Origin of the sequence: Aeromonas sp. (genome assembly GCF_051657805.1) — a bacterium.
In the GTDB taxonomy this organism is placed as follows: domain Bacteria; phylum Pseudomonadota; class Gammaproteobacteria; order Enterobacterales; family Aeromonadaceae; genus Aeromonas.
Genome location: NZ_JBOFLJ010000063.1, coordinates 17828 through 38374, shown reverse-complemented (window position 1 = coordinate 38374; position 20547 = coordinate 17828). Strand labels below are relative to the sequence as shown.

The window sequence follows — 20547 nt, the reverse complement described above, 5'->3', positions numbered from 1 at the left end:
CGCCGGTGGCGGGATTTTCCTGCTGCCCTGCGGGCGTGTTGACTCAGGCCGGTTCGCCGTACCAGAGGTCGAACAGCTCGGTGACCACCACGGCTTCCAACCCCTTGCCTGCCAGCCAGGACTGGACGGCGGCGCGGTCTTCCTCGGTGCACTTGCCGAGTTGCTGGGTGCAGACCATGCCTTCCCAGGCCAGATGACCGGAGCCGGCGAAGGCCAGTTTGCGCGGTTCGACGACTTCATCGATGAAGGCATCGACCACGTTATCTATGGTCTCTTCGGCGGTGCCGACCGGGAAGTTGAAACTGATGTCGAACCCCATTTCCTGGAATTCATCGACGCGCAGTTTCTTACGCAGACGGCGGCTACGATTGGCCATGACAGCTCCTTAGTTGACGGGTGATTTAGCTAACACGTTTGAATATCAGGTCCCAAACCCCGTGCCCCAGGCGGTGGCCACGTTGTTCGAACTTGGTCAGAGGGCGCCACTCGGGACGGGGCACCCAGTTGCCGCTCTCGGCAGTGTTCTCATAGCCTTCGGCGGCGCTCATCACCTCCAGCATGTGCTCCGCATAGTTCTCCCAGTCGGTGGCCATGTGGAAGACGCCACCTATGGCCAGCTTCTGACGAATGGCCTGGGCAAACGCGGGCTGCACGATACGGCGCTTGTGGTGACGGCTCTTGTGCCAGGGATCCGGGAAGAAGAGCTGCAGGCAGGCCAGCGAGCCGTTCGGGATCATGTGCTCGAGCACCTCCACCGCATCGTGGCAGATGACCCGCAGGTTGGTGACACCGGCTTCCTGAGCGGTACCAAGGCAGGCACCCACACCAGGGGAGTGCACCTCGATGCCGATGAAGTTCTTCTCGGGGGCATTCTTGGCCATCTCCACCAGGGAGGCGCCCATGCCAAAGCCTATCTCCAGCACCACGGGGGCCTCGCGGCCAAACAGCGCCACCATGTCCAGCGGTGCCGGTGCGAAATCGATGCCCATGACCGGCCAGAGCTCTTCCAGGGCCTTCTCCTGCCCCTTGGTCAGGCGGCCTTCGCGACGGACGAAGCTGCGAACCTTGCGCATGAACTTGCCGTCTTCGTTAAACACATCTTGGGTCACAGACATAGTAAATAGCTCGTTATCTCATCGCGCTGGATCCCAGGCGACATTAATGGATTGCTCGTTATTGCATCAGTGCGCAAAAACCGGGGAGCGAATTATCCCAAGATAGGCCCAAGGCGCAAGTGTTTCGCGCAACAAATCCCCCGCCATCGACCAATTCCGCCCTCGTGATTGACAAATGCCACCTCACTCACAGAATCTGCCTGGGGTCGGGTGCATCCTGACCCCTGATAATAAAGCCATACACAACAAAGGATTGCAGTATGAAGAAAACCCTATTGACCCTGGCCATCGCGACCCTGCTGGCCGGGTGCAACCCCTCGGACAACGATTCCCAGCCCCCCGCCCCCGCGACCCAGGCCTATGAGTATCTGGTACAGCTGAGCTCCAGCGCCGAGGGCATAGGCGCCCGTCCCACGGGCACAGAGGCCGAGACCCGCGCCGCCACCTGGATCCAGGATCACCTGGCCGGCTGGGGCTACGAGGTGCAGAACCAGCCCTTCACCTACACCAAGGGCGGTGCCAGCAAACAGTCCCAGAATATCGTCGCCGAGCTCAAGGGCACGAGCGACAAGGTGATCCTCATCGGTGCCCACTACGACAGCACGGGGGAGAAGAAGGGGTCTGAAGGGGCCACCGACAACGGGGCCGGGGTCGCCGCCCTCTTGGCGGTCGCCGAGGCGCTCAAGGGCCAGACCCTGCCCTACACGGTGCGTTTCGCCTTCTTCGGGGCGGAAGAGAACGGCCTCAACGGCTCCAAGGCCTATGCCGCCAGCCTGGACAGCGCCGCCACCGCCAAGCTGCTGGCCATGGTGAACTACGACACCATAGCCGGTGGCGACATCGTCTATGTCCATTCCGCCCACTCGGACGTGGCCGAATACGGTTGTGCCGAACCGAGCCGCTACAGCTTCGATCCCAAGGTGCGGGATCGCCTGCTGGCGCTCTCCAAGACCACGGCCACCCCCTTTGCCATTCACCCCAGCTACCCCGGCTATCCGGAGGGGGAGACCGGCAGTTGGTCGGATCACGCCCCCTTTGCCTGCCTCGGGGTGCCCATCGCCTATGTGGAGGCCACCAACTTCACCATAGATGGGGCCGATGGCTATGACGGCTACTCCCAGAGCACCAACCCGGCGCTGTGGGACTGCTACGACGAGGCCAGCAAGAGCGCCTGCGATCGGGACAGCGAGACCCAGTGGGGCAAGATCTGGCACACCGAGCACGACCGTCTCGACAAGATGGCCGAGCTGTTCCCGGGCCGGGTGCAGCAACAACTCGGCGCCAACACGGAGCTGATGATCCGCTTCCTGAAGGAACCGGGACTCTGAACCCCGAGCCGATGAGCGGCGACTTCACATCGAAGGTGCCGGATCTCGGCGACGGTGGCGAGAAACCTGCCTGACAGAGGGATCGACGCCCGAATCGTCACGCCGGGCCATAAAATACGGGCAGGTGCCAAACCTGCCCTTTTTTATCTATTTTTGTGACGGCCATTGCCTCATTTTTCAAATCTGATACAAACGGATAACGTGGCGGTTGAATGGAGCGACCGCCCCCTAGTCAGAGAGAACCCTATGCAGCCGTTTTTTGCCCAGCGTTTCGAGAAAGTCGAGCCTTCGTTTATCCGTGAAATCCTGAAAGTCGCCGCCAATCCGGAGATCATCTCCTTCGCCGGCGGCCTGCCCAACCCCCACCTGTTCCCGGTCAAGGCCATCGATCAGGCCTGCCAGGACGTGCTGCGCGAGCAGGGCGCCGCCGCGCTGCAATACGCCACCACGGAAGGCTTTGCCCCGCTGCGCCAGTACATAGCCGATCGCTACCTGAGCCGCCACGGCATGCAGGTCAACCCGGACAACATCCTCATTACCAGCGGCTCCCAGCAGGCGCTGGACCTGCTCGGCAAGGTGCTGGTGGACGAGGGGCAGGATCTCATCATCGAAGAGCCCGGCTATCTCGGCGCCATTCAGGCGTTCTCCGTCTATCAACCGAATTTCAGACCCATCACGCTCGGTGAAGAGGGGCTGGATCTGGCCGCGCTGGATGCGCTGCTGGAGCAGGGCTCAAGCGCCAAGCTGCTGTACGGCGTGCCGAACTTCCAGAACCCGAGTGGCGTCTCCTACAGCCGTGCCAATCGCGAGGCCCTGGCCGAGCGGCTGGTGCGTCACGAGCTTCTGATGGTGGAGGATGATCCCTACGGCGAGCTGCGCTTCGAGGGGGAACACCTGCCCCCCATCGCCAAGCTGGCGCCGAACAATACGGTACTGCTCGGCTCCTTCTCCAAGACGGTGGTGCCCGCCTTCCGCCTCGGCTGGATGCTGGTGCCGGACTGGCTGCGCAAGAAGGTCACCATCGCCAAGCAGGCGACCGATTTGCACAGCAACGCCTTCAGCCAACAGGTGCTGCACCGCTTCCTGACCGACAACTCCCTCGATGCTCACCTCGAGAAGATCAAGGAGGTCTACGGTCGCCAGCGCGCCGCCATGGAAGCCGCCCTGACCCGTCACTGCCCGCCAGGGGTCAGCTACACGAGACCGGAAGGGGGCATGTTCCTCTGGCTGACCCTGCCTTCGAGCGTCAGCGCCATGGCCCTGTTCGACGAGGCGATCAAGGAGAAGGTCGCCTTCGTGCCCGGCGCCCCCTTCTACGTTCGGCCGGAGATACAGAACACCCTGCGCCTGAGCTTCTCCTGCGTGGACGAAGCCACGACGGAGGAGGGGATCAAGCGTCTTTGCCGCGCCCTCGCCCGCATGCTCTAACCCCTCTCGAATGCAAAAAGCCAGCGACCTGGGTCGCTGGCTTTTTTATTGGCGGCAAGGTTGGCCGCGCCATGAGCACGCCCTGCATGCTCAGGAGGTCAGCTCGCCGATGAAGGCCTTCATCGGCATGGGCCTGCCGTAGAGATAGCCCTGCTGGAAGGTCACCGCGTGCTCGCGCAGGTAGGCGGCCTGCACCTCGTTCTCCACCCCTTCCGCCACCAGTTGCAACTCGAGCCGGGTCGCCAGATCGACGACGTTCTCCACGATGTGGCTGGAGAGGGCATCCGAGCCAATCATGCCGACGAAGCTCTGGTCGATCTTGAGGAAGTCGACCTGGAAGGCCTGCAGATAGGCCAGGCTGGAGTGGCCGGTGCCGAAGTCGTCGATGGCGATGAAGACCCCGAGGGCGTGCAACTCGGCGAACAGCCGATCCGTGGTCTCGTCCGCCACGATCAGCTCCCGCTCGGTCAGCTCCAGCACCAGCTTGATGGGGTTGGCTCTGAAGGCATCGATGAAGTCGCGGCAATCCTCCACCAGGCTCAAGTCCTTGCAGTGGCTGGCGCTGATGTTGAAGCCGAAGTGGAACCCCTTGGGCAGGATATGCACCCGGCCGGCGAACTGCTCGCGCACCTGTTTCATCAGGGAGCGGGTCATGGGGACGATGAGGCCGCACTCCTCCGCCATGGGGATGAAGCGATCCGGCGAGATCATGCCCTGGCGCGGATGTTGCCAGCGCATCAGCACCTCGCAGCCGCTCCAGTGGGCATCCTCACCGGTGACCACGGGCTGCAGATAGGGTATGAACTCCTGGTGAGCCAGTGCCCGTTTCAGCTCCTGTGCCGGCGAGGCGGCGCGCCCCGTCAGCCAGAAGACCCAGCAGCCAAACAGCAGGCTCAGCAAGGGGTAGAGGATGAGGCTGACCTTGGAGTAATCCCACAGGTGGGCGACATAGTCGCGGTTCGAGAGGGCGGTCACCACCTTGAAGGGATACTTGCTGGAGGCCTGCTCCAGATAGCCGTCGGTGCCGGGGGTGAGCAGCTGATCGGTGAGCTGGCTGTCTCGCAGCAGCATCTGGGGCCCGACCACCAGCCCGATGGGGGAGTTGCGGCTCATCATGTCCAGGATGTTGAGCAGATAGTAGCCATCCACCCCCACCAGCACGCTGTGCTTTCCCGCCTCCTGGCGGTAGACGATGAGCGGTCGCTTCGGCGTGACCGGGTTGCCCCGCATCAGATCGAGCCTGCCCTCCACATAGTCATCGAGATCTATATGCCCCTTCACCGGGCCATAGAGAGAGGTGCAGTAGATGGTCTCCCCCTCGGTCAGGTTGACGCTGCGCACATCCGGCACCGTCGCCACCTGATCCCGCAGCCCCTGTACCACCTCGAGACAGGGTTTGCCGAGGCTCCCCATCACGGCCGAGGCGGCCAGCTCGGCGTTGTCCAGGGTGCGGTCGAACATGCGCTGGGCATGCAGCAAACGCTGCTGTGCATCCTGCGTCACGCCGCTCATGGTCTGCCAGATGGAGATGGAGATCCCGAGCACCATGGGCAGCAGGCCTGCCAGCAGGCCCCAGGCCAGCCGGACGTAGTATTGGCGCACTCTCAGACGACGAAATGGCATAATTCCCCACTATCAAGGCGGTGAAAAAGCGGGCGATTTTACAGCTTGTCGCCGACTTGGCAAGTCACCCCGGCTGCAAAAGGCGCCCTGCCCTGTCTGCATTCTCTCTGCGAACCCGCCCCCTGTATACGTCTTTTCCGCGTCAGGAGGAAGGGCGTCATCCGACGGACTCTCTCCGGCGGGAAAAAGATAACGTCAGCAAAAACAGCCGCTTGTTCATCGGGCCCCGGCCCTCTAGAGTAGAGTCAACGACATCGGGAGGCTCGGCATGAAGATACTGATCACGGGGGGGACAGGGTTTATCGGCCGCCGTCTGGTGGCACACCTCAAGGTCGCCCACGAGGTATGGGTGCTGACCCGCCAGGGCAACCGTGCCTATGAGCTGCTCGGCCACGACGTCAAACTGCTGGACAACCTGGACCGGCTGGACGATCTCAACGACGTGGACATCGTCATCAACCTGGCGGGGGAACCCATAGCCGCGGGCCGCTGGAGCGAGCAGCGCAAGCAGCTGCTGTGCAACAGCCGCTGGCTGCTGACCGAGCAGCTGGTCGATCTCATCAAGCTCTCCAACCGCCCCCCCAAGCTCCTGCTGAACGCCTCCGCCATCGGCTGGTATGGTCGCCATGACAGCACGCCCCTGGACGAGAGCTGCCAGCAGCCCCACGACGAGTTCACCCACCAGCTCTGTCAGCGCTGGGAGCAGCTCGCCCTGCAGGCCGCGAGTCCCAGGACCCGGGTCTGCATCCTGCGCATCGGCCTGGTGCTCGGCCCGGACGGGGGCGCCCTGCCCAAGCTGCTGCCCCCCTATCGCCTTGGGCTCGGCGGCCCCATGGGATCGGGCAAGCAGATGATGAGCTGGATCCACGTGCAGGATCTGGTGCGCGCCATGCTGTTCCTGCTGGAGCACGACGAGTGCGAGGGCATCTTCAACGGCACGGCCCCCGGCCCCGTCGACAACAACAGCTTCAGCCTGCGGCTGGCTCAGACACTGCGCCGCCCGCACCTGCTGCGGGTGCCGGCCGCCGCCCTGCGCCTGCTGATGGGGGAGGCGGCGGATCTGCTGCTCACCGGCCAGCATGTGCTCCCCGCCCGTCTGCAGCAGGCGGGGTTCCATTTCACCTATCCGGCCCTGCCTCAGGCGCTGGACAACCTGCTGCGCCCGCCCCGCTGATCCCCGATAAAAAAATCCCGGCAAGCGCCGGGATTTTTATGTGAGTGGCGATGGGTTCAGCCCCATATCGGATGACCGTCCCGGCCATCCACACAGGCCAGGTTACAGCAGCCCCTGACCCAGGCCCCTGAGCCGATCGCTCAAGGTGCCCGCCAGCAGCTGGCGCCGCATGCCCTGACCGGCCAGGGTCACCAACAGGGCCCCCAGCAGGGGCAGGCCGGCCCAGATGGCCCAGTGGAACTGCCACTGGCCATCGAACCACCACCACTGCAGGCCGAAGGAGCAGAGCTCCACCACCATGGCGGCGCAGAGCCCCGCCAGCAGGCCGCTGGCCACCAGTTCCCAGCGCAGCATCTTCTCGAGCAGTGTGCTGCCGGCTCCCAGGGTGCGCATCAACAGGAGTTCCCGGCGCCTGTGGGCCATGCTGGCCTGGGTCTGGGTCAGGAGCACCAGCAGGGCCGCCACCGTCACCAGCCCCAGCATCAGGCCGAGGGCCCGGCTCACCTGATCCGAGACTACGGTGAGCCGCGCGATCAGATCCTCCACGTCGATGAGGCTGACGGTAGGGTGGCGCCGGATCAGCTCCACTTCGGCACTCTTCCCCTCGGCGGGCAATCGATAGCTGCCGAGCCAGGTCTGGGAGAAGGGGGCCAGCACGTCGGCGGAGAAGATCATGTAGAAGTTCGGCCTCATGTTGTCCCACTTGATGGATCTCAGGCTGGTGACCCTGGCCTCGAACTCGCGCCCCTCGATGGAGAAGCCGAGGATATCCCCGAGAGCGATGCCGAGCTGGCCCGCCAGCGCCTCGTCCACGGAGACCTCCCCCTTGCCGCCGAGCCACTGACCCGCAGTCACCTGGTTATCGGGGGGGATCCCCTCCGTGGTGGTGAAGTTGAGCTCCCGGTTCACCCCCTCCCGCGCCGCGTCCTCCCCCACCGCCTGGCCGGCTATCTTGGTCAGGCGCCCGCGCACCATGGGATAGAAGTCCGAGGTGATGGCGCCGGCCTGGTGCAGGTCCGCCACTATCCCCTCCCGCTCCTCGTCGGCCACGTTGACCAGGAAGCGGTTCGGGGCGTCCGCCGGCAGGCGGGCGGAAAAGTCGTCGAGCAGATCGACCCTGGCCGCCCACAGCAGGCCGAACAGCATGAGTGCCAGCGCGAAGCCCGCCAGCTGGAACAGGCCGCTGCTGCGCTCCCGGGAGAGGTGGTTGATGGCGAGGCGCAGAGCGTGGGGCCCCTTGACCCGGCGGCCGAGGCGCAGCAAGCCGGAAGCGAGCAACGCCAGCAGCAACATCAACACCCCCATGCCGCCGATGAGGCCGAGGGAGAGCCTGACATCGGCGGTGAAACCCCACACCAGGCCGAACAGGCCGAGCAGACCGACCGGCACCGTCAGCCAGGGGGGGATCCCCGCCTCCAGCTCGCGGCGCAGCACCCGCAGCGGGGGTACCTTGAGCAGACGCAGGAAGGGCACGAACGCCAGCAGCAAGGTGATGAAGAAGGCCACCGCCAGCCCCAGGGCGAAGGGACGCCAGGAGGGGGGCGGCAGATCCGCGGGCAGCAAGTTCCCGAGCAGTTGCAGGGTCAGCCACTGCATGGCGCTGCCCGCCACCAGCCCGATGAGGGCCCCGATCAGCGTCAGGGAGAACAGCAGGGTCCCCATCAGCTGCCAGAGGGTGCCTCTGGAGGCGCCGAGGGTCTTCAGCAGGGCCACCATATTGGTCTGGCGCTCGGCGAAGTGGCGCACCGCTATGCCCATGGCCAGGGCCCCGAGCAGTACGCCGGCGAGGGACGCCAGCCGGAAGAAGCGCTCCGCATTGGCCAGGGACTTGCCCACCTGGGAGCCCTGATCGTCCGGTTTGATCAGCTTCTGCCCGGCGCTCAGCCTGGGATTGAGCCAGGCCTCGTAACGGGCGATGGCTTCCCTTGGCCCCTTGATGAGGTAGCGCCACTGCTGGCGACTACCCGGCAAGAGGGCGCCGGTCGCCTCGATGTCGGCACTGTGGATCAGCGCCCTCGGCGCCATCTGGAAGGGGCTGAAGCCCTGATCCGGCTCCTGGCCGAGCTCGCCGGCTACCTTCAATCTGGTATTGCCGACTTCCAGCTCATCCCCCACCCTGGCGCCGAGCAGCTGCATCACCCGATCGGAGAGCCAGATCTCGCCGGGGGCGGGAGCCCGCTGCGGATTGAGCTCCAGCTTGCCGTAGAAGGGGAAATCCGCCGGCACGGCCCGGATGGAAGCCAGTTGCAGGCTGTCACCGTGAAACAGCATGCTGTTGAAGCTGACCGTGGTCTGCACCGCCAGACCGTCCCGGGCGGCCCGCTCGAGCCACTCCCCCTGCGCCGGGGTGGCGCTGCGCAGCACCCGGTCGGCACCGATGAAGTCGCGCCCCGAGGCCTTGAGCCCCGCATCCAGTCGATCCGCCACCAGCGCCACGCTCAGCACGCAGGCCACGCTCAGGGCCAGGGCCAGCACAAACCAGCGCAACTCACCGCTGAAGCCTTCCCGGCGCAGCAGCTTCAATCCCAGTCGCCATCGACTCATGAATCCCTCCTTGCCACCAATCGCTGCATTTCATCGCCGACAGCTTCCCAGTCCATCCCTTTCAATGTCCATCGACTCATGATAGCTCCCTGACCCGGGCAACCTCTGGGGTGACCTCGGCCTCCAGCCGTCCCGCCGCCATCACCAGTTGCCGCTGGCAGCGCTGGGCCAGCTCATGATCATGGGTCACCACGACCAGGGTAGTGTTATGTTCTCTGTTCAGACGAAACAGCAGTTCGATCACCTTCTCCCCCGTCTTGCTGTCGAGGTTGCCGGTGGGCTCATCCGCTAATAGCAATTGAGGCCGGGTCATAAAGGCCCGGGCGATGGCGACCCGCTGCTGCTCGCCACCGGAGAGCCGTGGCGGCAGGTGATGGAGCCGCTCGGAGAGGCCCACCTCAGCCAGCAGCTCGCGGGCCCTGGGTTCGCAGTCGGTCTCGCCGCGCAGCTCGGCAGGCAGCATGACGTTCTCCAGGGCGCTCAGGGTCGGCAGCAGCAGGAAGGATTGAAAGATGAAGCCCACCTGTTCGGCCCGAAGGCGAGCGCGCCCCTCCTCATCGAGCCGGATCAGGGACTGACCGAGGATCTCGATGTCGCCGCTGCTCGGCAGATCCAGTCCGGCCAAAAGCCCCAGCAAGGTGGATTTGCCGGAGCCGGAGGCGCCAACCAGCGCCAGGGTCTCCCCCGTGTTGACCTGCAGGTCGATCCCCTCGAGGATGGAGAGGCTCTCCTGGCCGAGGCGAACCGTCTTGCCCAGCCCTTTGACCGTGATGATGGGGGTTGAACTCATGTTGCGTTTCCTGTGTTCATGGGCCCTGAATGGCTGTGAGTGGTGAGCGTTGAATTCATGGCATTATTCCTGTTTACTCGGGCCCTTGCCGAAAATCCATACCGGCTGAAGGATAGGACCATAAATGAGCACGCCGATGGCGTGCCAAAACCATGGCAAGAGGGCCTGTTTATCCGCCCCCTTGCCGACAATCCATAGCGCCCGATGACTCGGGCCTTGCGTGACATGATGGGAGTTGAATCCATGGCGCGTTTTCTGTTCGCCTTGAGTTGCCTCTGCTGCTGGGCAGCCTCGGTGCAGGCCCAAACCCTGCTGGTGCTGGGAGACAGCCTGAGCGCCGGCTACCAGATGCAGACCGAGCAGAGCTGGCCTGCCCTGCTCAATGAGAAATGGCAGCAGCAGGGGGGCAAGCACAGGCTCATCAACGCCAGCATCAGCGGCGAAACGACCCAGGGGGGTCTCGCTCGCCTGCCGACCCTGCTCGAGGAGCACAAGCCGGACTGGGTGTTGATCGAACTCGGCGGCAACGATGGCCTGCGGGGCTTCGCCCCCACCATCACCCGGGCCAACCTGACCAAGATGCTGGCATTGGCCAAGGACAGCAAGGCGAAGGTGGTGCTGACCCAGATCCAGCTGCCCCGCAACTACGGGGCTCGTTATCTGCAGCAGTTCGAGCAGATCTTCCCGGATCTCGCCGAGGCCAACGCCCTGCCTCTGATGCCCTTCTTTCTGGATGATATTGCGCTGCGCCCTGAACTCATGATGAATGATGGGCTCCATCCCACCGCCGAGGCCCAGCCGCAGATCCGCGATAGAGTCGCGAACTTTATCGAGCCCCTGCTGACCCAATAACCCCGAAGGTGCCGCCCTCGCAGACACAAACGAAAGCCCCCGCCAAGGCGGGGGCTTTTTCATGTCATCACGGCCTCGGGCTCAGGCCCCCAGGATCTGGCGCAGCCGCTCCTGGGCGACGCCGACCAGCAGGTCTGGCTGGAACTTGGAGATGAAGCGATCGCAACCCACCTTCTTGACCATGGCCTCGTTGAAGTTACCGCTAAGGGAGGTGTTGAGGGTGATGAAGAGATCGGCCATGCGGGGATCGCTGCGCACCTCGTGGGTGAGGCGATAACCGTCCATCTCAGGCATCTCGGCATCGGTGATCATCAGCATGATCTCGTCGGTCACCTTCTTGCCCGCGTCGCACCAGCCCTTGAGCAACTTGAGGGCCTGCAGGCCGTCCTGGCACTCGATCACCTCGAGCCCGAGCTGGGCAAGTGTCTCCCGCACCTGGTTGCGGGCCGTGCTGGAGTCATCGACGATGAGCACCCGGCGACCCTGCATCTGGGGCAGGATATTGCGGTCGAGCACCTCGGCGGAGATGCGGATGTCATAGGTAATGATCTCCGCCAGCACCTTCTCCACGTCGATGATCTCGACGATCTGATCCGCCCCCCCTTCCGGAACCCGGGTGATGGCGGTCAGGTAGTTGGAGCGGCCGGCGGAGCGCGGCGGCGGCTGTATGTCCTTCCAGGTCATGTTGACGATGTGGGCCACCTGCCCCACCAGGAAGCCCTGAATGGTGCGGTTGTATTCGGTGATGATGAGGTTGGACTCGCTGTCCACCGCCATGGGGCGCATGCCGATGGCGCCCCTCAGATTGATCACCGGGATGGAGGCGCCACGGATGTTCGCCACCCCGCTGATGTTGTGGTGCGCCCCCGGCATCTTGTTGAGGTGGGGCAGCTTGACCACTTCCCGCACCTTGAACACGTTGATTGCAAACAACTGCTGGGATCCCAGGCGGAACATCAGCAACTCCAGACGGTTCTCTCCCACCAGCTGGGTACGTTGATCCACTGAATCCAATATGCTCGCCATATAAAGCCCTTAGGTCCGTTTCCCGAGTGCCGCCCGGTATCAGGGCGCCAAGATATAGGATCCGCATTATCCCCCTCGGGGTATACGGTCACAGATAGAAATAATGAAAAAGACCGAAGAAAGATAGGGGCTTGCGCACGGGGCGTGATCCTCGCCCCATCCCCATCCGGCGGCGGCGCTTGCGCCCCGCTTCCCGGCATTCACTGTTATCGGCCAGGAGGCGTCATGCTGAACCGGGGATTTTCAAACCGGATCCCTGCCAAATTGCGCCCATAAAAAAACCGGCCGCAATGCGGCCGGTTCAAAGATACAACAGTAGGCAGTCAGGGAATGACTTAGAAGTTGTACTGCAGCGCTACCGCAACGATGTCGTCGGTAGACTTGCCCAGGCTGTTCATGTTGGTAGAACCAACTTCGTCCAGCAGGTTGATCTTGTAATCAACGTAGGCGTTGAAGTTGTCGGTGAAGTTGTACCAGGCACCCACGGAGACGTACTCGGTGGCGGTATCATCGATACCGTGCGCGCTGTCCTTCACGTCAGTGCGCAGGTAAGCCAGGGACGGCTTGAACTTCGGCGTGATGTTGTACTGAACGACGGCTTCGTAGCCATCCATCTTCTCGGCGTAACCGCGCATGGCGCCGGTATCGACGAACAGGTGGTCTTCACCGTGGGAGTAGGTGGCCGCCATGTAGAGGTTGCCGGCAGAGTACTTGGCACCCACACCGAACAGCTTGGCATCGTTGTCGCCGCCGAAGCTCACGTTCGCGGACTGCTCGTCGGTCTTGCCAGCCTGGTTATAGGCGGCACCCAGGCTCAGGCCCATGTCGAAGTCATAGTTGGCAGACAGGGCGTAACCTTCGGAGGAGCCTTTCGGGTTCCAGGTACCGTTCGGGCCAACGCGCTCGCTGCGGCTTTCGTTCTGCGGGTCGTTGTTACCGGTGAACTGGGCGCCCAGGGTCAGGCCCTGCCAGTTGTAGATGTACTGGGCCAGTGCGTTGGAACGACCGGTGCCGAACACGTCGGTGTCCTTGCCCAGGCCGTCACCACCCCACTCAGGCAGCACGTCGGTGTAGTTGTTCACCGCTTTGGTGAACAGGCCGTCCTGACGACCGTAGCTGAAGGCACCGAAGCGATCGTGCTTGATACCGGCGTAGCCGTAACGCAGCTCGTCGTTGTCAGAGCCGGACACCGGCAAGTTGTACTCGGCGAAACCGAATGCGGTGGTTTCGTTATCAATCTTGGTCTCGCCTGCAACGTGCAGACGCAGGTAGCTGGCGTCGCCTTCGCTGGCGTCGTCATCGGTACCGTAGTACATGCCGTTGACGCGGCCGCCGATGTCCAGCTTGGAGCCATTCTGATCGTAAACGGTGGCAGCTTGTGCGCCACCGGCCAGCAGCAGGCTGGAGATGGCCATGGTCAATGCTGTCTTTTTCATTGTTAGTTCCTCTGGTGTAAACACTCTCTATCAGACCTGTGCTCGGTCGTTTGATCGGGTTTATGTTCCGATGACCTAGGGTAGATCCGGAAACCTTGACTGGAACTGAAGCGGAGGGTGATTAATTCGATAAAGCCACTTGAGGCCTGTTTCATCCGACATAAAGTGTCGCCATGGCTGACACCTGTCGACATTTAAATCCAAAAATAGAGATTAAATCGAAATAAATGGACTGATAGAAATGAATGCATAGCTGTTTATATTGACAACCATAGCACCTCAGAGGTGAGGAAAGCACCTCCTTTGTGACCTGTCCTCCCCTTCAGGCCGGTTCCCACTCCTGCATGACGCTGAGCAAGTCTGTCCAGCTGAGGATACCGACCAGGGCACCGTTTTCCAGCACCGGCAGGCAGGAGACATGCTTCTCCAGCATCAGCCGGGTGGCCGCCTGCAGGGTTTGATCCGGGGCTATGGTGATGGGGTGGCGGCTCATGATCTGGTGAGCGCGACGATTGAGGGTCTCGGTGTCCCGGGTCATCTCCGCATCCGTATCCAGGTAGGGGCTGATGGCCCGCAGCATGTCCCTGTCCGAGATGACCCCCACCAGCAGATCGTCCTCCAGCACCAGCAGGTGGCGAAAGTGGGCCTGCTCGAAGATCTCCTTGATCACGTTCAGTCTGTCATCCATGGACACCGTCGCGACCCGGGTCGTCATGATCTCTCTCACCAGCATACCTGCCTCCTGCTACCTGACTGATGTCTCTGTTATGGCACGTTTTTCTACCCGCAGCCAGTCGGCTCCCCCCGCCTCCAGTGCATATTGGTGCCATTTCACGTAAAATCCGCGCCAGTTTCTCTCTTTCATTCGAATCAAGCAGATCCAACCCATGATAGTTGCCAGTCAAATCGAACTGATCCGCGGCGGCCGCACGCTGCTGGACAACGCCTCCGCCACCATACATCCCGGCCACAAGGTGGGTCTGGTGGGCAAGAACGGCTGTGGCAAGTCCACCTTCTTCGCCCTGGTGCGGGGTGAGCTGGCCATCGACAACGGCAGCTTCAGCCTGCCCGCCGGCTGGCAGATCGCCGGTGTGGCCCAGGAGACGCCGGCACTGGACTGCTCGGCCCTCGAGTACGTGATCGACGGTGACAAGGAGTTTCGCACCCTGGAGGCCCGCCTCGCCCAAGCCGAGAAGGATGACGACGGCCTGGCGGTGGCCGAGCTGCACGGCCGGCTCGACACCATAGGTGCCTACAGCATCCGCGCCCGCGCCGCCGAGCTGCTGCACGGCCTCGGCTTCGGCGGCGATCAGCTCAGCGCACCGGTAAGGAGTTTTTCCGGTGGCTGGCGCATGCGCCTGAACCTGGCCCAGGCGCTGCTGTGCCGCTCCGATCTGCTGCTGCTGGATGAACCGACCAACCACCTGGACCTGGATGCCGTCATCTGGCTGGAGAAGTGGCTCAAGGGCTACCAGGGCACCCTGGTGCTGATTTCTCACGATCGCGACTTCCTCGACTCCGTGGTGAACCGCATCATCCACATCGAGAACGGCAAGCTCAACGAATACAGCGGCGGCTACTCCGACTTCGAACTGCAGCGGGCCGAGCACCTCGCCCAGCAGCAGTCCATGTATGAGAAGCAGCAGCGGGAGATGTCCCACATGCAGGCCTACGTGGATCGCTTCCGCTACAAGGCCTCCAAGGCCCGTCAGGCCCAGAGCCGGCTGAAGGCCATGGAGCGGATGGAGAAGATACTCCCCGCCCACGCCGACTCCGAGTTCAGCTTCGAGTTTCGCGAGCCCTCGGCCCTGCCGACACCCCTCATCGCCATGGAGAACCTCAGCGCCGGTTACGGCGACAAGGTGATCCTGGAGAAGATCAAGCTGAACCTGGTGCCGGGTTCACGCATCGGCCTGCTCGGCCGCAACGGCGCGGGCAAGTCCACCTTCATCAAGATGCTGTCGGGCAGCAACCCGCCCCTGTCGGGCAAGCTGGAGGTGAGCGCCGGGGTCAGCATCGGCTACTTCGCCCAGCATCAGCTGGAGACCCTGCGCCTGGATGACACCCCGCTCGATCACCTCGCCCGCCTCGCCCCGGACAAGACGGAGCAGGAGCTGCGCAACTACCTCGGCAGCTTCGGCTTCCACGGTGACAAGGCGTTGGACAAGGTGGCCCCCTTCTCCGGCGGCGAGAAGGCGCGGCTGGTGCTGGCGCTCATCACCTGGCAAAAGCCGAACCTGCTGCTCCTGGATGAACCGACCAACCACCTGGATCTGGAGATGCGCCACGCCCTCACCATGGCGCTGCAAGGCTTCGAAGGCGCCATGGTGGTGGTCTCTCACGACCGTCACCTGCTGCGCACCACCACGGATGACTTCTACCTGGTACACGGCGGCCGGGTCGAGCCGTTCGACGGGGATCTGGACGATTACCACAAGTGGCTCGGCGAGCAGGAGAAAGAGAGCAACGCCAAGCAAGGGGATGGCCCCGCCTCCGCCAACTCGGCGGTGGCCCGCAAGGATCAGAAGCGGCGTGAGGCGGAATTCAGGCAAGCGACCCGCCCCCTGCGCCAGAAGCTCGAGAAGCTCGAGGCCAGCATGGAGAAGCTGCAGGCCAAACTGGCCGATATCGAGAGCCAGCTGGCCGACCCCGCCATCTACGAAGAGGCCGCCAAACCTAAGCTCTCCGAGCTGCTCAAATCCCAGGGCCCCCTCAAGGAGGAGCTGGAAGGAGTGGAGCTCGAGTGGATGAGCCTCTCGGAAGATCTGGAGAACCAGGAGCAAGCCTTCTTTGCGTGACACGGCGACCATGGCGGATGAGCGGGTCGCCAGCCACGAACTGCCGAGCCCGCTCGAGTTCTGGCACTGGAGCGGCAAGCATTACGGCGCGCGCAGCCAAGACTGGCTGCAGGTGCAGGATCTTGGCGGCAACGTCAATCTGGCCCTGCTGTTGCACCGGCTGGATTTGGATGACATCCCGGTCGATCTCGCCGCCTTCCAACCGGCCCTGACCCGGACGGAGGCGGTGCTGACCCCCTGGCGCGCCCTGCGCGCGAGCGCAAAATCCCGCCTCGATGAAACCGAGTACCAGAGCATGCTGGCCCACGAGCTGGAACTGGAACGCTTGCAACAGGGCGTCTTGCTGCAGACCCTGCGCAGCCTCCCCCTTCGCCGGGGAGAGAGCCACAACCTGTTGAACTATCTAACGATATTGGGGGCCCAGCAGGGCCCCCTCAGAGACCTAATATGCTGAGTTATCGCCACGCCTTCCACGCCGGCAACCATGCCGACGTCCTCAAACATGCCGTACAGGCCCTGATCATCGAGTCCCTCAAGAAGAAGGAGAAGCCCTTCATCGTGCTGGACACCCATGCCGGCGGCGGTCTCTACGACCTGCGCGGCGACTGGTCCCAGAAGAAGGCTGAGTATGCCGACGGCATAGGCCGCCTGTGGATTGATCGGGCCCAGTGGGCGACCATGGCACCCTATCTCGGCATCATCGAGGAGATGAATGCGAGCGGCGAGCTGCACTACTACCCGGGCTCCCCCGAGCTGTCCCGCCGCCTGCTGCGCGAGCAGGACAAGCTGGCGCTGATGGAGCTACACAACAACGAGGTGGAAGACCTGCGCGCCAACATGGGTTACGACACTCGGGTCGCCGTCCATCATCGCGACGGCTTCGAGGGGCTGGTGGCCCTGCTGCCGCCGACCCCGCGCCGCGGCCTGGTGCTCATCGATCCTCCCTATGAGTTGAAGGAAGACTACTTCGCCGTGGTCGATACATTGAAAAAGGCACAGAAGCGCTGGGCCACCGGCATCTATGCGCTCTGGTACCCCGTCCTCGGGCAGGAAGCGGACAAGTCCCGCGACATGCTCAAGGCGATCAAACGGGAGAACTTCGGTAACGTCTTGGTGGCTGAGCTGGAAGTGGCCGGTCAGACCGCCGATTGGGGCATGAACGGCTCAGGCATGCTGATCGTCAGCCCTCCCTGGATGCTGGCCGAGCAGATTGAAGCCTTCCTCAAGCCCCTGTGCACTAAGCTGGCCCAGGGCGCCGGCGCCCAGTACAGGGTGGAGTGGCTGAACAAGGTCGAGGAATAAGCACCTCACATTCGCGTAAAAAAGCCCCTTTCGGGGCTTTTTTATTGGCGCAATGTTATCTGGCACTCCCTTGCTGATACCTATGGTTGGGGCACCGGCTTGTCCCGCCACAGGGCCAGGATCAGCAGGGCCAGCACCGCCATGGGTGGAAACAGGCAGAGCAGGACGCAGAGGGTGGTGATGAGTGCGGGGTGATCGCTCTTGCGGCGGGCCAGCCGATAGGCGACAAACCCGACGATCACCATCAGCAGCAGGATGAAGTATCCCGCCAAGGTTGTACTGATATTCATGAAAGATCCTTTTTCATGGAAAACAGACAGTGTAACGGCCAGGGAGGCGGCAGCCAGCCCCCATCTGGTTCAGGTCGCCTATCGATAGCTCATCCCTATCGGAACAATAAATGAGAATTATTTTCATTTGAGTAATTTCCGAGGCATACTCTTCTCATCACCAGAGGGAGTTCCATCATGATCAAGACCATCAGCTTCGCCTGTCTGCACTTCACCGTCGCCTTCACCCTGGCTTATCTGCTGACCGGCGAGCTGCTGACCGCCAGCCTGATCGCCCTCGTCGAGCCCGCCGTCAACACGGTCGCCTTCTACTTCCACGACCTTGCCTGGCACAAGTTCAAGCCCAATCACAGCCTGCAGGCCAAGACCAGCAGCTTCGCCGTCGTGCACTTCTCGGTGGCGTTCGGCGTCGCCTACCTGCTGAGTGGCGAGCTGCTCACCGGCGGCGTCATGGCCATGCTGGAGCCCACCGTCAATACCGTGGTCTTCTTCTTCCACGAGCGGCTGTGGCGCGCCCGCCAGCAACCCGCCCTGGCCTGATGACAGCCACTGTCGTCATTCCCTTCCGCCTTCTCATAAAGACTTAGCCAAGGTAGGGTTTCTATGTTCTAGTGCCTCATCACCACCCGACGGGATCTTGAACATGGACAAACGACTGCTGGCGCCACTGCTGCTTATCCCCCTCTCCCTGCCGGCCCTGGCCGGCACTCCCCCTTCCTTCGACTGCGCCAAGGCTCACGGCAGCGCCGAGCAGCTCATCTGCCAGGATGCGGCGCTGGCCGCCCTGGATAACGAGCTGGCCGCCCTCTATCCCAAGGCCATCGCCAATTTCACTCCCGAGCAGGCGAAGACGGAGAAGGCGATACAGCGCGGCTGGATCAAGGGGCGCAACGAGTGCTGGAAGGATGCAGACCCTGGCAAGTGCATCGAGTCGAGCTACCAGACCCGCATCACCGAGCTGCAGATCAAGGGGGGCCAGCTGATGGTACCCTCCCCCGTTATCTACCAGTGCGGCAAGGGTCTGACCTTCACCGCCTACTTCTACAACGATGGCAAGCTGCCCGCCGCCACCATCAATCTGGGCCCGGATCTGCAGGTGCTGGCCTATGGCGTTCCCACCGGCAGCGGTGCCCGTTACGAGGGGCAAAACCTCACCCTCTTTACCAAGGGCAAGGAGGCCCGGCTCGAGCGCTATGGCGAGCCGGCCCTCACCTGCCAGCAGTCCGGCAAGGGCAGCAACGAATAATCTCAGCCCCGGTTTGTGAAATGAAAAAGCCCCGCAGTGCGGGGCTTTTTGCTATCTGAGACTTATCTCGCAGGGATCATTTCACCGCGACGGGTTCGCCCGAGATGGCGGGGGAGTTGAACTCGCGCTCGGCCTCGTCGAAGCGATCCAACATGGCCTTGGACGGTGCCTTGTCCAGCAGGCTGAACACCACGATAGCCAGGGCGGAGAGCACGAAGCCCGGGATGATCTCATACAGACCCAGCCAGCCGAACTGCTTCCAGACGATGACGGTCAGGGCACCGACCAGCATGCCCGCCAGGGCGCCGTTGCGGGTCATGCGTGACCAGAGCACGGAGAGCAGCACCACGGGACCGAAGGCGGCACCGAAGCCGGCCCAGGCGTAGCTCACCAGACCCAGCACCCGGTTCTCCGGGTTCACGGCCACGGCAATGGCGATGAGGGAGATCAGCAGCACCATGGCACGGCCGACCCACACCAGCTCCTGCTGGGAGGCGTTCTTGCGCAGGAAGGGCTTGTAGAGGTCTTCCGTGATGGCGCTGGAGCAGACCAGCAGCTGGCAGCTGAGCGTACTCATCACGGCCGCCAGGATGGCGGAGAGCAGCACACCGGCGACCCAGGGGTTGAACAGGATCTTTGACAGCTCGATGAAGACCCGCTCAGGGTTGCCGGTGACGCCGGCGGCCTGCTCGGTGAAGGTGCTGAAGTAGGACAGACCGAAGAAGCCGATGGCCACGGCACCGCCGAGGCAGAGCACCATCCAGGTCATGCTGATGCGACGGGCGCTGGCCATGGAGTGGTGGGAATCCGCCGCCATGAAGCGCGCCAGGATGTGGGGCTGGCCGAAGTAACCCAGGCCCCAGGCCATCAGGGAGATGATGGCGATGAAGTCCAGATTCTTGAACATGTCGAGGTTGCTGGCATTCTGCGCCGCCACCTGCACCATGGCGGTGTCGATGCCGCCGACGGCGATGATGACGAACACCGGGGTCAGGATCAGGGCGAAGATCATCAGGGTGGCCTGCACCGTATCGGTCCAGCTCACCGCGAGGAAACCGCCGAAGAAGGTGTAGGTGATGGTGGCCGCGGCACCGACCCAGAGGGCGGTGTTGTAATCCATGCCGAAGGTGCTCTCGAACAGGCGGGCACCGGCCACCACGCCGGAGGCGCAGTAGATGGTGAAGAACAGCAAGATCACCAGGGCGGAGAGGATGCGCAGCACCCGGCTCTTGTCCTCGAAGCGGTAGGTGAAGTAGTCCGGCAGGGTCAAGGCGTTGCGGTTCTTCTCGGTGTGAACCCGCAGCCGACCGGCGACCCAGCGCCAGTTGAAGTAGGCACCGATGACCAGGCCGATGGCGATCCAGCTCTCGGAGATGCCGCCGATGAAGACGGCACCCGGCAGGCCCATCAGCAACCAGCCGCTCATGTCGGACGCGCCGGCGGAGAGGGCGGTGACCCAGCTCCCCATGCGGCGACCGCCGAGAATGTAATCGTCGAAGTTGCGGGTGGCACGATAGGCGATGAAGCCGATCAACACCATCCCGAGGATGTACACCAAAAAGGTGATAAGCATTGGGGTGCTAGCTGTCATTCAA

Annotated in this window: 19 protein-coding genes; 9 read left to right on the top strand and 10 right to left on the bottom strand. The window is 63.0% G+C overall.

Annotation, left to right across the window (positions count from 1 at the left end):
* Window positions 1-43: 43 nt before the first annotated feature.
* On the bottom strand, window positions 44-376 hold the full coding sequence (locus ACRCYW_RS20300; RefSeq protein WP_438551809.1) for a YggL family protein: 333 nt from the start codon (window positions 374-376) through the stop codon (window positions 44-46).
* Window positions 377-401: 25 nt separating this feature from the next.
* A complete protein-coding gene (trmB, locus tag ACRCYW_RS20295; protein WP_438551808.1) occupies window positions 402-1115 on the bottom strand; it encodes a tRNA (guanosine(46)-N7)-methyltransferase TrmB in 714 nt (237 codons plus the stop codon).
* A 260-nt stretch (window positions 1116-1375) separates the two neighbouring features.
* Between trmB and ACRCYW_RS20290 the strand changes: the two genes are divergently transcribed.
* A complete protein-coding gene (locus ACRCYW_RS20290) occupies window positions 1376-2443 on the top strand; it encodes a M28 family metallopeptidase (RefSeq protein WP_438551807.1) in 1068 nt (355 codons plus the stop codon).
* Window positions 2444-2689: 246 nt separating this feature from the next.
* The gene (locus ACRCYW_RS20285) at window positions 2690-3871 is read left to right on the top strand and encodes a PLP-dependent aminotransferase family protein (protein ID WP_438551806.1); all 1182 of its coding nucleotides are present in this window, start codon (window positions 2690-2692) and stop codon (window positions 3869-3871) included.
* Between the two features lie 90 nt (window positions 3872-3961).
* Here the strand turns inward: ACRCYW_RS20285 and ACRCYW_RS20280 are convergent, their stop codons facing one another.
* Entirely contained in the window at window positions 3962-5494 is a 1533-nt protein-coding gene (locus tag ACRCYW_RS20280) for an EAL domain-containing protein (RefSeq protein WP_438551805.1), read from the bottom strand.
* A gap of 268 nt (window positions 5495-5762) precedes the next feature.
* On the opposite strand from ACRCYW_RS20280, the gene ACRCYW_RS20275 reads away from it, so the two are divergent.
* Window positions 5763-6668, top strand: a complete 906-nt coding sequence (locus tag ACRCYW_RS20275) for a TIGR01777 family oxidoreductase (RefSeq protein WP_438551804.1) — start codon at window positions 5763-5765, stop codon at window positions 6666-6668.
* A gap of 102 nt (window positions 6669-6770) precedes the next feature.
* Here ACRCYW_RS20275 and ACRCYW_RS20270 read toward each other — a convergent pair whose 3' ends face one another.
* Together ACRCYW_RS20270 and ACRCYW_RS20265 are read right to left on the bottom strand one after the other, a co-directional pair.
* Complete coding sequence (locus ACRCYW_RS20270; protein ID WP_438551803.1) at window positions 6771-9212, bottom strand: ABC transporter permease; 2442 nt, start codon at window positions 9210-9212, stop codon at window positions 6771-6773.
* Between the two features lie 76 nt (window positions 9213-9288).
* On the bottom strand, window positions 9289-10002 hold the full coding sequence (locus ACRCYW_RS20265; RefSeq protein WP_438551802.1) for an ABC transporter ATP-binding protein: 714 nt from the start codon (window positions 10000-10002) through the stop codon (window positions 9289-9291).
* A 243-nt stretch (window positions 10003-10245) separates the two neighbouring features.
* Here ACRCYW_RS20265 and ACRCYW_RS20260 point away from each other — a divergent pair, with 243 nt between their 5' ends.
* Complete coding sequence (locus ACRCYW_RS20260; protein WP_438551801.1) at window positions 10246-10854, top strand: arylesterase; 609 nt, start codon at window positions 10246-10248, stop codon at window positions 10852-10854.
* Window positions 10855-10935: 81 nt separating this feature from the next.
* Here ACRCYW_RS20260 and ACRCYW_RS20255 read toward each other — a convergent pair whose 3' ends face one another.
* The 3 genes from ACRCYW_RS20255 to ACRCYW_RS20245 form a co-directional block, all read right to left on the bottom strand.
* Window positions 10936-11880, bottom strand: a complete 945-nt coding sequence (locus tag ACRCYW_RS20255; protein ID WP_438551800.1) for a chemotaxis protein CheV — start codon at window positions 11878-11880, stop codon at window positions 10936-10938.
* A gap of 335 nt (window positions 11881-12215) precedes the next feature.
* Window positions 12216-13316: a porin gene (locus tag ACRCYW_RS20250; RefSeq protein WP_438551799.1), complete on the bottom strand. Its 1101-nt coding sequence runs from the start codon at window positions 13314-13316 to the stop codon at window positions 12216-12218.
* Between the two features lie 322 nt (window positions 13317-13638).
* A complete protein-coding gene (locus tag ACRCYW_RS20245; protein ID WP_438551798.1) occupies window positions 13639-14049 on the bottom strand; it encodes a CBS domain-containing protein in 411 nt (136 codons plus the stop codon).
* A 154-nt stretch (window positions 14050-14203) separates the two neighbouring features.
* Here ACRCYW_RS20245 and ACRCYW_RS20240 point away from each other — a divergent pair, with 154 nt between their 5' ends.
* The 3 genes from ACRCYW_RS20240 to ACRCYW_RS20230 are packed head-to-tail and all read left to right on the top strand — an operon-like array spanning window position 14204 to window position 17416.
* Window positions 14204-16114: an ABC transporter ATP-binding protein gene (locus tag ACRCYW_RS20240; RefSeq protein WP_438551797.1), complete on the top strand. Its 1911-nt coding sequence runs from the start codon at window positions 14204-14206 to the stop codon at window positions 16112-16114.
* Between the two features lie 10 nt (window positions 16115-16124).
* Window positions 16125-16568: a DUF2390 domain-containing protein gene (locus ACRCYW_RS20235; protein WP_438552050.1), complete on the top strand. Its 444-nt coding sequence runs from the start codon at window positions 16125-16127 to the stop codon at window positions 16566-16568.
* Window positions 16562-17416, top strand: coding sequence for a 23S rRNA (adenine(2030)-N(6))-methyltransferase RlmJ (locus ACRCYW_RS20230; protein WP_438551796.1), 855 nt, complete (start codon window positions 16562-16564; stop codon window positions 17414-17416). Before ACRCYW_RS20235 ends, ACRCYW_RS20230 begins: the two co-directional genes overlap by 7 nt.
* Window positions 17417-17496: 80 nt before the next feature.
* Here the strand turns inward: ACRCYW_RS20230 and ACRCYW_RS20225 are convergent, their stop codons facing one another.
* Window positions 17497-17706, bottom strand: a complete 210-nt coding sequence (locus ACRCYW_RS20225) for a hypothetical protein (protein WP_438551795.1) — start codon at window positions 17704-17706, stop codon at window positions 17497-17499.
* Window positions 17707-17883: 177 nt separating this feature from the next.
* On the opposite strand from ACRCYW_RS20225, the gene ACRCYW_RS20220 reads away from it, so the two are divergent.
* Together ACRCYW_RS20220 and ACRCYW_RS20215 are read left to right on the top strand one after the other, a co-directional pair.
* Window positions 17884-18246: a DUF2061 domain-containing protein gene (locus tag ACRCYW_RS20220; RefSeq protein ID WP_438551794.1), complete on the top strand. Its 363-nt coding sequence runs from the start codon at window positions 17884-17886 to the stop codon at window positions 18244-18246.
* A 103-nt stretch (window positions 18247-18349) separates the two neighbouring features.
* Window positions 18350-18952 carry an MliC family protein gene (locus ACRCYW_RS20215; protein WP_438551793.1) on the top strand — a complete coding sequence of 201 codons (603 nt, stop codon included), beginning with the start codon at window positions 18350-18352 and terminating at the stop codon, window positions 18950-18952.
* Between the two features lie 76 nt (window positions 18953-19028).
* On the opposite strand, the gene putP is transcribed toward ACRCYW_RS20215, so the two are convergent.
* Window positions 19029-20543, bottom strand: a complete 1515-nt coding sequence (putP, locus tag ACRCYW_RS20210) for a sodium/proline symporter PutP (protein WP_438551792.1) — start codon at window positions 20541-20543, stop codon at window positions 19029-19031.
* Window positions 20544-20547 lie beyond the last annotated feature (4 nt).

Coding starts and splice junctions, on each gene's coding strand:
- ACRCYW_RS20220 (WP_438551794.1), top strand. CDS start 17,884: ATGATCAAGACCATCAGCTTCGCCTGTCTGCACTTCACCGTCGCCTTC.
- ACRCYW_RS20300 (WP_438551809.1), bottom strand. CDS start 376: ATGGCCAATCGTAGCCGCCGTCTGCGTAAGAAACTGCGCGTCGATGAA.
- ACRCYW_RS20225 (WP_438551795.1), bottom strand. CDS start 17,706: ATGAATATCAGTACAACCTTGGCGGGATACTTCATCCTGCTGCTGATG.
- ACRCYW_RS20240 (WP_438551797.1), top strand. CDS start 14,204: ATGATAGTTGCCAGTCAAATCGAACTGATCCGCGGCGGCCGCACGCTG.
- ACRCYW_RS20280 (WP_438551805.1), bottom strand. CDS start 5,494: ATGCCATTTCGTCGTCTGAGAGTGCGCCAATACTACGTCCGGCTGGCC.
- putP (WP_438551792.1), bottom strand. CDS start 20,543: ATGACAGCTAGCACCCCAATGCTTATCACCTTTTTGGTGTACATCCTC.
- ACRCYW_RS20255 (WP_438551800.1), bottom strand. CDS start 11,880: ATGGCGAGCATATTGGATTCAGTGGATCAACGTACCCAGCTGGTGGGA.
- ACRCYW_RS20265 (WP_438551802.1), bottom strand. CDS start 10,002: ATGAGTTCAACCCCCATCATCACGGTCAAAGGGCTGGGCAAGACGGTT.
- ACRCYW_RS20275 (WP_438551804.1), top strand. CDS start 5,763: ATGAAGATACTGATCACGGGGGGGACAGGGTTTATCGGCCGCCGTCTG.
- ACRCYW_RS20230 (WP_438551796.1), top strand. CDS start 16,562: ATGCTGAGTTATCGCCACGCCTTCCACGCCGGCAACCATGCCGACGTC.
- ACRCYW_RS20270 (WP_438551803.1), bottom strand. CDS start 9,212: ATGAGTCGATGGCGACTGGGATTGAAGCTGCTGCGCCGGGAAGGCTTC.
- ACRCYW_RS20235 (WP_438552050.1), top strand. CDS start 16,125: ATGGCGGATGAGCGGGTCGCCAGCCACGAACTGCCGAGCCCGCTCGAG.
- ACRCYW_RS20215 (WP_438551793.1), top strand. CDS start 18,350: ATGGACAAACGACTGCTGGCGCCACTGCTGCTTATCCCCCTCTCCCTG.
- ACRCYW_RS20260 (WP_438551801.1), top strand. CDS start 10,246: ATGGCGCGTTTTCTGTTCGCCTTGAGTTGCCTCTGCTGCTGGGCAGCC.
- ACRCYW_RS20290 (WP_438551807.1), top strand. CDS start 1,376: ATGAAGAAAACCCTATTGACCCTGGCCATCGCGACCCTGCTGGCCGGG.
- ACRCYW_RS20285 (WP_438551806.1), top strand. CDS start 2,690: ATGCAGCCGTTTTTTGCCCAGCGTTTCGAGAAAGTCGAGCCTTCGTTT.
- ACRCYW_RS20250 (WP_438551799.1), bottom strand. CDS start 13,316: ATGAAAAAGACAGCATTGACCATGGCCATCTCCAGCCTGCTGCTGGCC.
- trmB (WP_438551808.1), bottom strand. CDS start 1,115: ATGTCTGTGACCCAAGATGTGTTTAACGAAGACGGCAAGTTCATGCGC.
- ACRCYW_RS20245 (WP_438551798.1), bottom strand. CDS start 14,049: ATGCTGGTGAGAGAGATCATGACGACCCGGGTCGCGACGGTGTCCATG.